The following is a 13534-nucleotide window of genomic DNA, read 5'->3' as shown; positions in this document are numbered from 1 at the left end:
ATGGCAGAGACCGCGGCAAAGGCAATGGCGGCAGCGACAGCCAAGCTGCGGGCCGCCGGGGTACAGGATCCGGCCCGGGATGCGCGGGTGCTGCTGGCCCATGCCGCGCGCATCGAGGCCAGCCGGGTTACTCTGATCGCGCCTGAGGAGCTGGCACCGGAAATCGCCGAACGCTATGAGCAGCTGATTTCCCTGCGGGCCGTTCGGGTGCCGGTGTCGCATCTGATCGGCGAGCGGGAGTTTTACGGGCGCCGGTTTAAGGTCTCGCGCGATGTGCTGGATCCGCGGCCTGAGACCGAGATCCTGATTGAAGCGGCACTGGCGGAGCCTTACGCGCGGGTGCTGGATCTGGGCGTCGGCTCCGGCTGCATTCTGGTGACACTGCTGGCAGAGCGGCAGGAGGCCACCGGTCTGGGCGTCGATATCAGCGAGGCAGCCTGCCTGCAGGCCAGTGCCAATGCGGTGCTGCACAGGGTGGAGGCGCGCGCCGACATTCAGCAATCGGATTGGTTTGAAAAGATCGAGGGGCAGTTCGACCTGATCGTGTCGAACCCGCCCTATATCGCGCTGGATGAGATGGACGGGCTGTCGGCAGAGGTGCGGGGGCATGAGCCGGGCATTGCGCTGACCGATGGCGGCGATGGCCTGGGTGCCTACCGTCAGATCGCCGCACAGGCCGCCGCACATCTTGCACCGGGCGGGCGGGTGCTGTTGGAAATCGGTCCGACCCAGAGCCGGGCGGTCAGCGCGCTGCTGGAAACGGCGGGCTTCAGCGGCATCGCGGTGCTGCCGGACCTGGACGGGCGTGACCGGGTGGTGCGGGCGCATTCCCCCTCAAATCGCGGATTTTAACGCGGTAATCCGCAGATTCGGGTGAAAAAACACAGAAAAACCTTTTGGCCCCCTTGTCTGCGCTCCCGGAACATGGTTACTCAAGATGAGCCGTATAGAGGTGAACGCTTTTCAAGCATTCCCGCGGCATCAAGCCCAAAAAAGCTAACGATCCGGCGCTGAGGCGCGCTGCACAGGGTCAACGGCGCATTAACTCAAGGCTTATGATAGGCATATGAGATCGTCCAAATCACGTTCCCGCTCCAAGTCGAACCGGAATCGCCCGAATGGCGCCAATGTGGTCAACCGGGTGTTCGACAGCTCCGGTCCCGAAGGCAAGGTGCGCGGAACCCCGCAGCAGATCATCGACAAGTACAACCAGCTGGCCCGCGATGCGCAGCTGAGCAATGACCGGGTTGCGGCCGAGAATTTCCAGCAGCACGCAGAGCATTACCTGCGGATGCTGAACGAGGCGCAGCGCGAGATCGAGGCGCGCCGCGAGGAGCAGGAGCGCCAGAACCGCGAACGCCAGGCGGAGCGTGACCGCGAGCGGGCTGAACGGCTGGAGCGCCAGGAGCGCGAGGCCGCGGTTTCTGCGGCTGCTGAGAGCGACCCGGCAAGTGCGCCGCAGCCTGAAGTGATTGACCCGCGCGGTGACAATGGCAACGGGCAGGACAGCGGTCTGGTCGAGACCCCGGAGAGCCAGAGTGCCGCTCCGGCTGAGGGGGGAGAAGAAGCAGCCCCGAAGAAAGCCCCGGCGCGCAAGCCCCGTGCCCGCAAGCCTGCAGCCAAGGCTGACGGTGGCGAGACCGCGGGCGAGGGTGGTGAAGCCCCGGCACCGAAGAAACCTAGCCGCCCGCGCGCCAAGCCGAAGCCGAAGGCCGAGGATGGCCCGGCGGAAGCTGCCGAATAAAGGCAGCAGACAGACAATCAAAACCCCCGAAGCTGACAGCTTCGGGGGTTTTCTTTTGGAGAACCGCTAACGTTGCGTTCAGGTGTCGTGCCCCAGAACCCGCAGATAGCGGCGCACGGCTTCGGGAAAGCCGAGCATCAGGGCATCTGCGGTCAGGCCATGGCCAATGGAGACTTCGGCCAGATCGGGGATCGCCTGGCGCAGACCGGGCAGGTTTTCGACGGTCAGGTCATGGCCTGCATTCATCATCAGGCTGTTGCCCTCAGTGCCCAGTGCGCGGGCTGCATCTGCCGTTTGCCGAAGCATGTCCAATTCGCGCGCGGTGGCATCAGGATCTGTCTGGTCAGCATAGGGGCCGGTGTAGAATTCGATCCGGTCGGCACCAGCTTGCAACGCCATTACCGGGTCGTTCGGATTGGCGTCCACGAAGTAAGAGACCCGTATGCCGGCCGCCTTGAACTCCTCAGCGATGGGCAGGAGCATCTCGCCATCGGCGGCAAAATCCCAGCCGTGATCTGAGGTGGACTGCTCCGGCGTGTCCGGCACCAGTGTCACCTGATGCGGCTTGTTCTCCAGCACAAGGTCGATGAAATGGCGGGTCGGGTAGCCCTCGATGTTGAACTCGGCCTTGGGGAACTCCTCGGCAATCAGGCGGGACAGGGCAGGCAGGTCGGAAAAGCGGATGTGGCGTTCATCCGGGCGCGGGTGCACGGTGATACCGTGGGCGCCGGCCTGCAGGATTGCACGGGAAATGTCGATCAGGTTCGGCCAAGGCACGTCGCGCCGGTTACGCAGGTAGGCAACTGCGTTGACATTCACGGACAAAAGGGTCGGGCGCGCAGTAACGGCTTGGGTCATCTGATGAACAGGCTCCGGTATTGTCGGGAAAGGAGGGTCAGGCCTTGGCGACTTCACGCGCAAGAGCGCAGAAGGCCTCCAGGCTCACTTGTTCGGCGCGCTCGGTGGGCGGGATGCCAGCCGCGGTCAGCTGCGCCTCGATATCTGGAGAGATGCCCTTGAGCGAGGCACGCAGCATTTTGCGGCGCTGGTTGAAAGCGGCGGCCACGACGCGAGACAGCACTGCGGCGTCGGCCTCGAACCGCGGTTCCGGCAAGGCGTCCAGGTGCACCACGGCGCTGGAGACCTTGGGCGGCGGGGTGAAGGCTCCGGGCGGCAGCGACAGCACGATGCGCGCATCCGCCCGCCACTGCGCCAGGATTGCCAGGCGGCCATAGGCCTTGGAGCCGGGCTGGGCAACGATGCGCTCTGCCACCTCGCGCTGGAACATCAGGGTGAGGCTCTGCCAGAACGGCGGCCAGTCCTTGGGCGTCAGCCAGCGCACCAGAAGCTCGGTGCCGACGTTGTAGGGCAGGTTGGCGGCAATGCGGATCGGCGGGGTGAGGTGTGCCAGCGGATCGATTTCGAGAGCGTCGCCGTTGATCACCTCAAACCGGCCTGGATAGGCGTCTGCGATCTCCTGCAGCGCGGGCAGGCAGCGGCTGTCCTTCTCCACAGCCAGAACGCGGCGGGCGCCCTCGGCCAGCAAACCGCGGGTCAGGCCGCCAGGGCCGGGGCCGATTTCCAGCACGTCGCAGCCGGTCAGATCTCCGGCTTGCCGTGCGATCTTGGCAGTGAGGTTGAGGTCGAGCAGAAAGTTCTGGCCCAGCGACTTGCGTGCCGACAGCTGATGCGTCGCGATCACTTCGCGCAGAGGGGGAAGGCTATCGATAGCGCTCATGTCATCTGGACCTCAGGACGTGACGCGGGCGGTGCGCCGGAGTTTTCATGCCTTCGGCGGGGATATTTCCGGCAAGAGGAAGAATCAAGAGCTGGCGGCCATGGCCTGCGCCAGCTTGAGTGCCTCGATCAGGCTGGAGGGGTTGGCCTGACCGGTCCCCGCGATGTCGAAGGCAGTGCCGTGATCGGGAGAGGTGCGGATGAACGGCAGGCCCAGAGTCACATTTACGCCCCTGTCGAAATCCAGCGTTTTGATCGGGATCAGTGCCTGGTCGTGGTACATGCAGACCGCGGCATCATAGCGGGCGCGGGCGGCGGCGTGGAACATCGTGTCAGCCGGGTGCGGGCCGGTGACATTCAGGCCTTCACTCTGCATTTGCGAGACCAATGCATTGATCCAGTCGAGTTCTTCCCGGCCCATGGCGCCGCCTTCGCCTGCGTGCGGGTTAAGGCCCGCGACAGCGATGCGCGGTGCAGCAATGCCGAACTGGCTTCGCAGGCCGGCGGCGGTGATTTCTATGGTTTCGCGCAAGCCTTCCGGTGTCAGCGCGGCAGGCACGTCCGACAGGGCGATGTGGATGGTGGCGGGCACCACCCGCAGCTGCTCGCTGGCCAGCATCATAACAACCCGGTCCCGGCCCGCCAGCGCGGCGAGAAATTCGGTATGGCCGGGATAGGCAAAACCTGCGCCGTCGATCAATGCCTTTTTGTGAATAGGGGCAGTGCAGACGGCGGAGGCCTCACCTGCCTGGACCAGCTTTACAGCGGTCTCAATAGATTGGATCACGCCAGCGGCATTGGCCGGATCGGCCGTTCCCTTGACAGCATTGCCGCCGAAGGCAAGCGGCAGGACAGGAAAGCCGCCCACGCAGGCCGGGGCCGCCTCAGCAGGGGTGGAAATCCTGCAGACCGGCGTGCCTGAAGGTAAATGCCTGGGGTCGCCGATCCAGAAGAACGGGCAGTCGCCCCGCAGTGCTTCCCAAGCCTTGACGGCGATTTCCGGGCCGATGCCTGCTGGTTCTCCGCAGCTAAGGGCAATGGGCCCGGAAAGGGTCATTTGATGTCGATCCGGGCGTCGGCGCGCAGTTGTTCGAGAAAGCTGTCCGTCAGCGATGTCATCCGCTGCGCCACCAGCGCATTGGCCACGGTTTCGCGGTTGGCGCCTTCACCGAGGTCGGCGGTGCGGCCGCAGAGCATAAGAACCATAAGCGTCTGGCCGTTGTTGCGGGTCAGCGCAGTGGAAGTCTCAGTGGGGTCGAGCTTGGCCAGTTCCAATGCGATGTCGCGGGGAATGTCAGCAGGCGGCAGGCTTTGGATGTCCAGCACCGACGGGTCCTGACCTTGAGCGAGGCCGTAGAAGTCCTCGCAGGTGTCGACGCTGTTCACAACTTTCTGTGCTGCTGCCAGTCCTTCAGGTGTGCGCCCGCCGGGAACGAAGTAGGTTGCGTATTCGATCGCGGTGTAACGCGGTGCAGCGCCTTCAACCTCGCGCACGCCGCGCATCTGGAACAGTGCCACGGCGTTTTGCAGCGGCAGCGGTTCGGAGATTTCACCCGGCTTCAGTGCCAGTGCGATTTCCTGCAACTGGGGCGGCAGTTTGGTCAGTGGCATCCAGGGCAGGCGGCCGCCTTCATTGCGGCTGGCCGCAGCCGAGTACTGCGCCGCTGCGGCGGAAAAGCTGTCATAGCCCTTGAGCCGGGAAACTTGTTCAATCAGCTCTTCTACCTGAGCTGCATTCTGGTCATTGATAGGCACAATGAATTCGCTCAGCAGCACCTGGACGCTGCCTGTGCCTGCGGACCCCATAGCCCGGTCAATTTCTTCCTGGGTCGGGCGTGCCTGGGCCAGAAAACGGACGCGCGTGTATTCGCGCCAGCCCAGACCGACCCTGGTGAAATCGCGCAGAGTCTGCGGAGCGACCCCCTGCTGTTGGAGGGCAGTCAGGAATTCGTTCAGCGACAGGTTGGCGCGGCCCGCCATTTCTTCCATGCCGGCAGAAATATCCTCATCGGACAGTTCAATGCCGGCCTGTTGCAGCACTTGCAATTTGAGCCGGTCATTGATCAGCTCCTCGCGCGCGGTATCCAGCGGGTCGCCCGGAACCCTCAGCGCCGCCTGGAAGCGGGCGCGCTGTTCCAGCTCATACCGGGTGATGACCTCGTCATTTACCGTAATCGCGGGCGCAAAAAGATTCTGTGCCCCGGCCGGCAGGGCGGTCAGGGAAAGACCTGCCGCCAGCGCCAGCGCGGTTGCGGACTTGAGGGCACGGGAAAGGAAGGGAGCCGGGAACCGGGATTTCACGTCTTGCTGCATGACCGCCTGTACTGTTTGTTGCCGCTCTTTACGGAAAAACCGCTGAGGGAGATGGTAAAGCCGAAATCCGTTGTCGGCTCAACACTTGTTGTTGAGGTATAGCGGCGGTTGACCGAAAGGTCGACCGTTACGCATTCGTTCTGGTAAGCCAGACCCAGACCGGCCCTGGTGGCACGGGCGCCGGAAATGTCGTAGCGCAGCCGGGCGCTGGCAGACCAGCTGGGATTGATGTCGTAGCGCCCGTCAACCCAAATTTCCGAACTTTCCTCGGTCCGTTCCTCGACAGGATCGGTGCCAAGCCACAGATACGTGCCGGATAGGCTGGAACGGTCCGTGTGCCATTCACCGCGGACCTCGGCCTTTGAGAAGTTCAGCGAGCCGTTCAGCAGGCCGCGAGTGGAGATCGCCAGCCCGTCGCCAAACTTGATTTGGCCGGCCAGCAGAAGGTCTGAGGAAGTACCGCTTAGCCCCGAGCTCTTGGTGAAGCGGGTGTCGTCTTCACTGCGCAGCACTTGGCCGATAGTTGCGTAGGCCTGCCAGCCTTGGGGGGAGTAGCGCGCCCAATTGGCGCCATAGACCAGTGTAAACCCGTCCTCGCGGGCATCGGTTGCAGGGAAACGGGACAGCGACAAAAGATTGCCCTGATCGAACTCGACGAACCGGCTCTCCTCACTGACCACATTGCCGCTGCCTTCGTCGCGCCATCCCAATTGCAGGATCGGCTCCAGATACTGGGTTGCGCCATTGGTCTCGCGACGGGTCATCGGCAAGCGGAAGGTCAAAGCGCCACGGGGCGTCAGGCGGGTGACTTCGTCGGTGAAAAAGGCATCGTCATACGCCCTGGAGGCGTCAGCCGCTGCGCCTATTTCCGCTTCTGCGAGGATCCCGTAGCCAAACCTCCAGGTGCGGAGCCAACTGAGGTCGGCCGTCAGCCGGACGATGTCCCGGCCGGTGGCAGAATCCTCGCTCAGGCCGTCCCCCCGGTTAGTTGAGCGGCGGTAACGCCCGTTGCCTTGAAGCGTAAGCCGGACTTCACCGCCGGCGATGCCGGGAAAAAAGCGCTTCTGAAAGAGCGCTTCGGCGATGCCTGATGGGATTTCATCGGGGTCTTCGTCTGAGCGGAGCGTTTTATAGTGGGTCAGCGACGTGCGCAGCAGGCTGTCGCGGCGGACCCGGGAAAGCTCCAGTCTGGACCGCAGCCGGTCCAGGTCAGGCAGGCCGTAGTCCGCTAAGTAGGCATCGTCCGAAACCACCTTTGCGTCAAACGTGAGACGGTAATCCCGCGGCAATTCGAACTGGCCATTTCCGAAGATGTAACCGCGGTCCTGATCCGGGAACAGATCGTCACGGGTATAGGCGCCGTTGAATTCGATCCGGCCGCGCCGGAAAGCCTGCCGGTAGCGCAGGTCCAGCGTCCGGGTACTGGAAGAGACGTAGGGCGCGATCGTCAGATCCTTGTGCGGGCCAAGGGTGAAGAAATAGGGCACCTTGACCCCGGTGCCGAGGTTCGAAGTCGAGCGCACGGACGGAATCAGAAAGCCGCTGGTCCGCTCCAATGAGGGATCCGGCAGGCGGAACGCCGGGAAATAGAATACCGGGACATCCAGTACCCGGAGCTGGGCGTTCTCAAAATACAGTTGGCGTTCCTGCTGATCGTGGGTGACGCGCTCAGCACGGATCTGCCAGAGAGGCGGGCGCCCGTCTTCGCAGACGTGACAGGAGGAAACTGCTGTCTTGTAAAGCTGGGTATAGCGGCCGCTGACCCGTGTCATCTGCAGCGAGGCAAGCTGAAGCTGCTGCTGCAATACCATGCGGGCTCCGTCCAGCAGTCCGTTGCGCAGGCTGCTGTCCATTTCCGCGGCGTTGGCCAGAATGGTGATATCACCGTTCTGATCGATGCGGATCGGGCCTTCGATCTGCAGGGTGCCGGTGCCTTGATCAAAGGTGATCTTTTGCGCGCGCAGGCGGATATCGCCTTGGAAAGCTTCTACATTGCCTTCTGCCACGAGTGTCCGGTCCGGGGTGATGAACACCTGATCAGCGACAAGCATTGCAGGCTGGGCCGGATCTTGGGCCGCGGCAGTCTGAGCCTGAGAGGCAGGAGCAGACAGAGCCAGCCAGGGCAGCACGGCGGAAAGAAGCAGCGCCCGGCGCAATTTACCCGTCTTCGGCATGGAGTAGCAGTCCCAAAGTCAAAAGTATCGCGGCAGCGGGCGGCGCCCAGGCGGCCAGCGCCACCGGAATTTGCCCGTTCTCGCCGAGGATTTGCGCGAAATTGCGGATGAAATAAAGCCCGAATCCCAGCAGTACCGCCATCATCACCGCCAGTCCGGTGCCGCCAAAGCGGGCGTGCCGCATGGTGAAGGATGCACCGACCAGAACCATGGCTATCAGAAACAGGGGGCGGGCCAGTTCCGCTTGCAGCCGGACTTCGTAGCGTTTGGTGGTAAAACCGGCGGCTGAAAGTTCGCGGATTGTGGAGGGCAGGTCATAGATCGAGATGCCGCTGGCGGTACCGAGTGTGCCGCGGATACGGTCTGTGGTCAGTGTGGTTGGCAGGCGCAGCTCTTCATGCCGGGCCGCTCCGGTTTCGGGGTTGATACCGGCTGTCAGCGGCCAGGCCTTAGCGTTGGTCAGGACCCAATGGCTGCCGTCAAGCCTGGCCGTTTCAGCGGTTATGCGGCGCACCGGGCCGCCCGCATTGGTGTAGGCATGAATCGAAACATCAATCAGGGTGATTTCAGCGGCATCGCCGCTGTAACCCTTGGCGTGAATGACCGACTGGCCGCGGGCGCCGCCCTGGCGCAGCCACAATCCCTCTCCGCTCAGCGACAAGGCCGAGGGGCCGCCGTTGTGATAGGTCTCTGCGAGGTCCTGGTAGCGGTTGGCAGTGGCGGCTGCGATGGGATTGAGCATGGTAACGGCCAGGCCGCCGATTGCTGCGGCCACCAGTACCGGGGCGGCCAGTGCCCGAATGCCAGACCGGCCGATGGCACGGGTCACCACCAGCTCGCTGCTGCGGGCAAGGCCAACAAACAGCACGATGGTTGACAGGATCATGATCAGCGGCAGGAACTCACTGAGTGCTGCAGGAATGTTCAGCAGGGTCAGGCCAACGAGCTGTCCCAGGCTAAGGTCAACGGATTCGAACCGGCGGATCTGCTCGTTCAGATCAATCAGCACCACCAAGGTCATCAGGACAGCAACAATCACCAGAAACCATTGCGTGAAACGGCGCGCATAGTAGAGGTCCAGTTTCATGCCGGGGTCTCCGGTGCCAGTGCCCGAATCCGTTTGGGGCGGGCGGAGAGGATCAGAAAGACCAGTGCCACCGCCAAGCCCAGCAGGGTGGGCAAGTAGATCAGCGGCCATAGATCGGGGTTCTGAAGAACGGGTTCGGACACCACGCCGCGCAGGCCTTCAACAAAGATCAGGATAACAAAAGCCAGCATCGCCTGCCGCCAGACGCCAAAACGCGAAAATGTGCCCAGCATCAATGCGGAGAATCCAATCAGCGTCACCGCAATGCAGACCAGTGCGCGGGCAAAGCGCAGGTGCAGCTCTTCGGCCTGGGCGCCGGCGGAGTAACCGTCGCTTTGAGTGACGGCCGCAGTGCGGGTCATCAGCTCCAAGCTGGGAATTGCGCGAATGTTGCGGGCCGGGTTCTCAGCTTGGCGGGCCAGAGAACTGATATCATACGAAAAATCAGTGAAGAAAGTTGTCGAAAGCCGTTGCGACTTGTTCTCGAGCCGCTGCGCCATGCCTTCCACCATGATCAGGTGCGCGCTTTCGCCGTCCCGCACGAGAAACGCGCGGTTACCGGTATATGTGACTGTGACTTCCGGGTCGCGGCGGTCTGAAAGGAAAACGTCCTGAAGGGTCCCGTCCGGTTCAATCTGCCGGATATAGAACGTGACACCATCAGCAGGGTGCAGAAAGTCGCCTTCGCTCAGCAGTTTGGCGGTGATGTTTCGCGATACTTCGCTTTCCCGCAGTTCCAGCTGATTGATCGAGGCAGGCAGCAGATAGTGCGTCAGCGCCGACATCATCAGTGCGGTGATAAGGCCGAATACCAGCGCCGGGCGGGCCATTTGCCAGGGACTGGTTCCGGTGGCGCGCAGGACGGTCAGCTCGCTTTCGCTGTTCAGCCGGTTGGTCACCCAGACTGCAGCGCCGAAAGCGGCAATCGGCAGCACCATGCGGATCAGGTTCGGAAGGGTGAGCGCGGTGAATTCCAGAAACACGAGCGCGGACTGTCCGTTGCCGATCAGCGTGTCAAACAGGACAACGGCCCGGTTGACCCAGAACACGGCCACCAGAATCAGGGCAAAGAAGCCGAAGAAGAGCAGATACTGTGACAGCACATATCTGTCGTAGCGTGACACCCGATCCCCCCAGATCTTGCCATTGTTATTTTTGCGGACCTTAGTGGATTTGATTGGCGGGGAAAACTGCATTCTCGTCCCGCCCGTCAATCGGCGGCTGACCGCAGGTGCCGGCCTGCGCCGCCGGGTCTTTCCAACTGCCGCTCTGCAGGATACCTCTGGTGCCAAGAACCAAGAGATTTTCAGCAGGAGCGCGCAAGAATGAGCAGCCTTACCCCGATCCGTTTCGTCGACTACGACCCCAAGGCGATAGCAGAGATGACTGGCCGGGTCGCGGTCATGGTGACGCCGGACGGCAGCATGGACCAAGCTGCGCGCAGCGCCAACCGGATGTCCAAGGGGGCAATTGCCCGGCTGATCGACTCGGAAGGGTTCAAGAAGGCGAAGGCAGGCGATGTGATTTCCCTGGGCTGGCCAGCAGGCATGCAGGTTGAGGCGCTGGATGTTCTGGTGCTGCCCCGCAAGCTGTCTCCGGTGGAGGCGCGGCAGGCGGGGGCCAAGCTGGTGAAGGGGGCTGCAGGCAAGCGGCTGACCGTTATGGCTGGCAGCATGAACAAGGCTGCGGATCTGACTTTGGGTATGGCGCTTCGGGACTATGCTTTTGATAACCACAAGTCTCCCAAAGGCAACAAGCCGGAGGGAGAGGTTGTCGTCGCCTCCAAGTCACCGGCTGAGCTTGAGGCCGCTTGTGCGCCGCTGCTGGCGGTGGCCGAGGGCGTACATATGACGCGTGATCTGGTCAATGAGCCTGCAAATGTCCTCACCACCACTGAATTCGCCCGCCGCATCGAAGAAATGAAGGGCATTGGCCTGGAGGTTGAGATCCTGGAAGAGACGGATCTCGAAAAGCTAGGCATGCGCACGCTGCTGAGTGTCGGGCAGGGGTCCGAGAGCCCCTCCAAGGTGGCGGTGATGCAGTGGAAGGGCGGCGCCAAGGATGCAGCACCGCTGGCGCTGGTCGGCAAGGGCGTGGTGTTTGATACCGGCGGTATTTCCCTGAAGCCCGCGGCAGGCATGGAAGAGATGACCATGGACATGGGCGGCGCCGGTGTCGTGGCAGGCGCCATGCGCGCGCTGGCGCTGCGCAAGGCCAAGGCAAATGTGGTTGGCTTGGTTGGCTTGGTGGAGAACATGCCCTCTGGCAACGCCACCCGTCCTGGCGATGTGGTGAAGTCCATGAAGGGCGACACCGTCGAAATCATCAACACCGACGCCGAGGGGCGCTTGGTGCTGTGTGATGTCCTGTGGTACGCGCAGGAGCGGTTCAAGCCCGCAGGTGTGATCGATTTGGCAACCCTCACCGGCGCGATTATCATCGGGCTGGGGCATGAAAACGCCGGTGTCTTCTCCAATGATGATGACCTGTGCAATGCCTTCCTGAAGGCTGCCAAGTCTGAGGACGAGGGCGCTTGGCGGATGCCGCTGGGCAAGGCCTATGATGAACAGCTTAAGTCCCGCATTGCCGACATGAAGAACGTTGGCGGCCGCCCTGCGGGCTCCATTACTGCGGCGCAGTTTCTGCAGCGGTTCATCAAGGACGATGTGCCCTGGATCCATCTGGATATCGCCGGCGTGGCATCGGTCAGCAAGGACACGGACTATGCGCCCAAAGGTGCCACCGGCTGGGGCGTGATGGCGCTGAACCGGCTGGTCGCGGACAAGTTCGAGGCGGAATAGGCCGTTATGGGAGCCGCCTATTTCTATCATCTGACGCAAAGGCCGCTGGAGGAGACCCTGCCGGTCCTTCTGGACAAGGCGCGCGGGGCGGGCTGGCGCATTGCGGTGCGCGGGCGCGATCCGGAGCGTATGGCCTGGCTGGATGACCGCCTGTGGCAGGGGCCGGAAGAGAGTTTCCGGGCTCATGGCCTTGCGGGCGGCCCCCATGACGCGCTGCAGCCCATCCTGCTGACGGCGGGCCCTGAGGCGGCCAACAATCCGGAGTGCGTGATGGCGGTGGATGGCGCCGCTGTCAGTGCCGAAGAAGTGCAGGCGATGAGCCGGGTCTGTATCCTGTTTGACGGCACCGATCCCGAGGCCGTGCAGCATGCGCGCACCCAGTGGAAGGCCCTGACGGATGAGGGCTGTTCCGCCCAGTACTGGTCCGAGGAAAGCGGTCGCTGGGAAAAGAAGGCCGAAAAATAGGCGGATCTACGGTTGCGGCACCTGGTGTTGGCAAAAATTTGCCGATGCCCCATTAGATTTGTTTCACAAGGGCAACAATTACTCGATTTTTCGTCACTTGGCCTTTATCCCTTCCAGCACAAATCCCGGTCAACCGGGAAAACGACCAGGACACTGGGGGGACAGATGAATTTCGTACGTGCGGTCAAGCGGCTGCGGATGCTTCCTATTGCCGGCGTCGGCCTGCTTTTCCTGGCCAATTGCGGTGATGTTCAGAACGGATCCGTCAGCCGGGCAGAGGCCGAGGCTGCGCGGCTGGAGTATGCCGTTCAGGAAGTTCAGTATTTGCAGTCCAAAGGCCGCCGTGTCTGGTGTGTGCCCTTTGCCCGCAACGCCAGCGGGATCGAAATTTTCGGAAATGCCAAGACCTGGTGGGGGCAGGCCACGGGTCAGTACAGCCGCAGCAAAGAGCCGGAACTGGGTGCCGTGATGGCCTTCAGTGCCACCCGCTCCAACCCGCTGGGGCATGTTGCTGTGGTTTCAAAAGTCGAGGATGCGCGAAGGATCCGGGTCAACCACGCCAACTGGCACCGCAACAAGATCTCGCTCGGCATGGCGGTGATTGACGTGTCGGAAAAGAACGATTGGTCTGCGGTCCGGCTGGAAAGCTATCCGGGCGCGTTCGGCCGGGTTTATCCCGTCAAAGGATTCATTACGGCTGAACCCGGCAACAGCTGACGCTGCTGCCAAGAGACCGTTTCAGTGGCCTTGAATGCCGCCGCGTTCGATCATCTTGAGGGAAATCTCCTTGAAGGCCGTGCGCCACAGCGCCTCCAGCTCCAGGGTCATCTCCTTTCCGAGCGCGTGGCGCAGGGTGTCGATCAGGGCTTCTTCCATCGGGGCGAAGTGTTCTGTCAGGACGCCAAGAGACGCATGAGTCTTGCCGAGCTGTTGAAATTGCGGGGCCACGGCGCTTTCATCATTCAGTCTGGCAACAATCACGCCCAGTGTGGTCATGAACTTCATTCCCTGGCCTTCCAGATCCTCGCGGAACAGCTGGCGCAATTCAGGCGCATGACGGAACAGCGAGTCATAGAAATATGAGGGCGACTTGCCGGTTTCCTCTTTCAGCTTGCTGTAGCTTTGCTGAAGTTGTTTCAGTTCGTCATCGGTCACGGCGGCTTGCTCCTCTCTTTGTTGGGTTGATTGAGTTCCAATCTAAGGGGCAAGCGGG

General features: G+C 62.3%; 13 protein-coding genes. 5 read left to right on the top strand and 8 right to left on the bottom strand.

Annotated elements, in window-relative coordinates:
- Together prmC and N6L27_RS02805 are read left to right on the top strand one after the other, a co-directional pair.
- The gene (prmC, locus tag N6L27_RS02810; RefSeq protein ID WP_271905565.1) at nucleotides 1-852 is read left to right on the top strand and encodes a peptide chain release factor N(5)-glutamine methyltransferase; all 852 of its coding nucleotides are present in this window, start codon (nucleotides 1-3) and stop codon (nucleotides 850-852) included.
- Nucleotides 853-1066: 214 nt separating this feature from the next.
- Nucleotides 1067-1744, top strand: a complete 678-nt coding sequence (locus tag N6L27_RS02805) for a DUF4167 domain-containing protein (RefSeq protein WP_271905564.1) — start codon at nucleotides 1067-1069, stop codon at nucleotides 1742-1744.
- Nucleotides 1745-1822: 78 nt separating this feature from the next.
- Here the strand turns inward: N6L27_RS02805 and N6L27_RS02800 are convergent, their stop codons facing one another.
- The 7 genes from N6L27_RS02800 to lptF form a co-directional block, all read right to left on the bottom strand.
- Nucleotides 1823-2602, bottom strand: a complete 780-nt coding sequence (locus tag N6L27_RS02800; protein ID WP_271905563.1) for a pyridoxine 5'-phosphate synthase — start codon at nucleotides 2600-2602, stop codon at nucleotides 1823-1825.
- 37 nt (nucleotides 2603-2639) lie between these two features.
- The gene (gene rsmA / locus N6L27_RS02795) at nucleotides 2640-3482 is read right to left on the bottom strand and encodes a 16S rRNA (adenine(1518)-N(6)/adenine(1519)-N(6))-dimethyltransferase RsmA (protein WP_271905562.1); all 843 of its coding nucleotides are present in this window, start codon (nucleotides 3480-3482) and stop codon (nucleotides 2640-2642) included.
- A gap of 84 nt (nucleotides 3483-3566) precedes the next feature.
- Nucleotides 3567-4538: a 4-hydroxythreonine-4-phosphate dehydrogenase PdxA gene (gene pdxA / locus N6L27_RS02790; RefSeq protein WP_271905561.1), complete on the bottom strand. Its 972-nt coding sequence runs from the start codon at nucleotides 4536-4538 to the stop codon at nucleotides 3567-3569.
- Nucleotides 4535-5794 carry a peptidylprolyl isomerase gene (locus tag N6L27_RS02785; RefSeq protein WP_271905560.1) on the bottom strand — a complete coding sequence of 420 codons (1260 nt, stop codon included), beginning with the start codon at nucleotides 5792-5794 and terminating at the stop codon, nucleotides 4535-4537. The genes pdxA and N6L27_RS02785 overlap by 4 nt, the downstream gene beginning before the upstream one ends.
- Complete coding sequence (locus tag N6L27_RS02780) at nucleotides 5779-7968, bottom strand: LPS-assembly protein LptD (RefSeq protein ID WP_271905559.1); 2190 nt, start codon at nucleotides 7966-7968, stop codon at nucleotides 5779-5781. Before N6L27_RS02780 ends, N6L27_RS02785 begins: the two co-directional genes overlap by 16 nt.
- Nucleotides 7952-9055: an LPS export ABC transporter permease LptG gene (gene lptG / locus N6L27_RS02775; protein WP_271905558.1), complete on the bottom strand. Its 1104-nt coding sequence runs from the start codon at nucleotides 9053-9055 to the stop codon at nucleotides 7952-7954. Before lptG ends, N6L27_RS02780 begins: the two co-directional genes overlap by 17 nt.
- Nucleotides 9052-10179 carry an LPS export ABC transporter permease LptF gene (lptF, locus tag N6L27_RS02770; RefSeq protein ID WP_271905557.1) on the bottom strand — a complete coding sequence of 376 codons (1128 nt, stop codon included), beginning with the start codon at nucleotides 10177-10179 and terminating at the stop codon, nucleotides 9052-9054. Before lptF ends, lptG begins: the two co-directional genes overlap by 4 nt.
- Nucleotides 10180-10380: 201 nt before the next feature.
- Between lptF and N6L27_RS02765 the strand changes: the two genes are divergently transcribed.
- The 3 genes from N6L27_RS02765 (at nucleotide 10381) to N6L27_RS02755 (ending at nucleotide 13038) form a co-directional block, all read left to right on the top strand.
- Complete coding sequence (locus N6L27_RS02765; protein WP_271905556.1) at nucleotides 10381-11856, top strand: leucyl aminopeptidase; 1476 nt, start codon at nucleotides 10381-10383, stop codon at nucleotides 11854-11856.
- 6 nt (nucleotides 11857-11862) lie between these two features.
- Nucleotides 11863-12321: a DNA polymerase III subunit chi gene (locus N6L27_RS02760; RefSeq protein WP_271905555.1), complete on the top strand. Its 459-nt coding sequence runs from the start codon at nucleotides 11863-11865 to the stop codon at nucleotides 12319-12321.
- A gap of 165 nt (nucleotides 12322-12486) precedes the next feature.
- Complete coding sequence (locus N6L27_RS02755) at nucleotides 12487-13038, top strand: CHAP domain-containing protein (RefSeq protein ID WP_271905554.1); 552 nt, start codon at nucleotides 12487-12489, stop codon at nucleotides 13036-13038.
- A gap of 21 nt (nucleotides 13039-13059) precedes the next feature.
- Here N6L27_RS02755 and N6L27_RS02750 read toward each other — a convergent pair whose 3' ends face one another.
- Nucleotides 13060-13476, bottom strand: coding sequence for a globin domain-containing protein (locus N6L27_RS02750; RefSeq protein WP_271905553.1), 417 nt, complete (start codon nucleotides 13474-13476; stop codon nucleotides 13060-13062).
- Nucleotides 13477-13534: the final 58 nt, after the last annotated feature.

It is taken from the genome of Leisingera sp. SS27 (genome assembly GCF_028368855.1).
GTDB lineage: Bacteria > Pseudomonadota > Alphaproteobacteria > Rhodobacterales > Rhodobacteraceae > Leisingera.
This window is presented reverse-complemented; position numbering and strand designations above follow the sequence as displayed.

Bases quoted from the DNA above. Each gene is read 5' to 3' on its own strand.
- prmC (WP_271905565.1), top strand. From the start codon at position 1: ATGGCAGAGACCGCGGCAAAGGCAATGGCGGCAGCGACAGCCAAGCTG.
- N6L27_RS02805 (WP_271905564.1), top strand. From the start codon at position 1,067: ATGAGATCGTCCAAATCACGTTCCCGCTCCAAGTCGAACCGGAATCGC.
- N6L27_RS02800 (WP_271905563.1), bottom strand. From the start codon at position 2,602: ATGACCCAAGCCGTTACTGCGCGCCCGACCCTTTTGTCCGTGAATGTC.
- rsmA (WP_271905562.1), bottom strand. From the start codon at position 3,482: ATGAGCGCTATCGATAGCCTTCCCCCTCTGCGCGAAGTGATCGCGACG.
- pdxA (WP_271905561.1), bottom strand. From the start codon at position 4,538: ATGACCCTTTCCGGGCCCATTGCCCTTAGCTGCGGAGAACCAGCAGGC.
- N6L27_RS02785 (WP_271905560.1), bottom strand. From the start codon at position 5,794: ATGCAGCAAGACGTGAAATCCCGGTTCCCGGCTCCCTTCCTTTCCCGT.
- N6L27_RS02780 (WP_271905559.1), bottom strand. From the start codon at position 7,968: ATGCCGAAGACGGGTAAATTGCGCCGGGCGCTGCTTCTTTCCGCCGTG.
- lptG (WP_271905558.1), bottom strand. From the start codon at position 9,055: ATGAAACTGGACCTCTACTATGCGCGCCGTTTCACGCAATGGTTTCTG.
- N6L27_RS02765 (WP_271905556.1), top strand. From the start codon at position 10,381: ATGAGCAGCCTTACCCCGATCCGTTTCGTCGACTACGACCCCAAGGCG.
- N6L27_RS02760 (WP_271905555.1), top strand. From the start codon at position 11,863: ATGGGAGCCGCCTATTTCTATCATCTGACGCAAAGGCCGCTGGAGGAG.
- N6L27_RS02755 (WP_271905554.1), top strand. From the start codon at position 12,487: ATGAATTTCGTACGTGCGGTCAAGCGGCTGCGGATGCTTCCTATTGCC.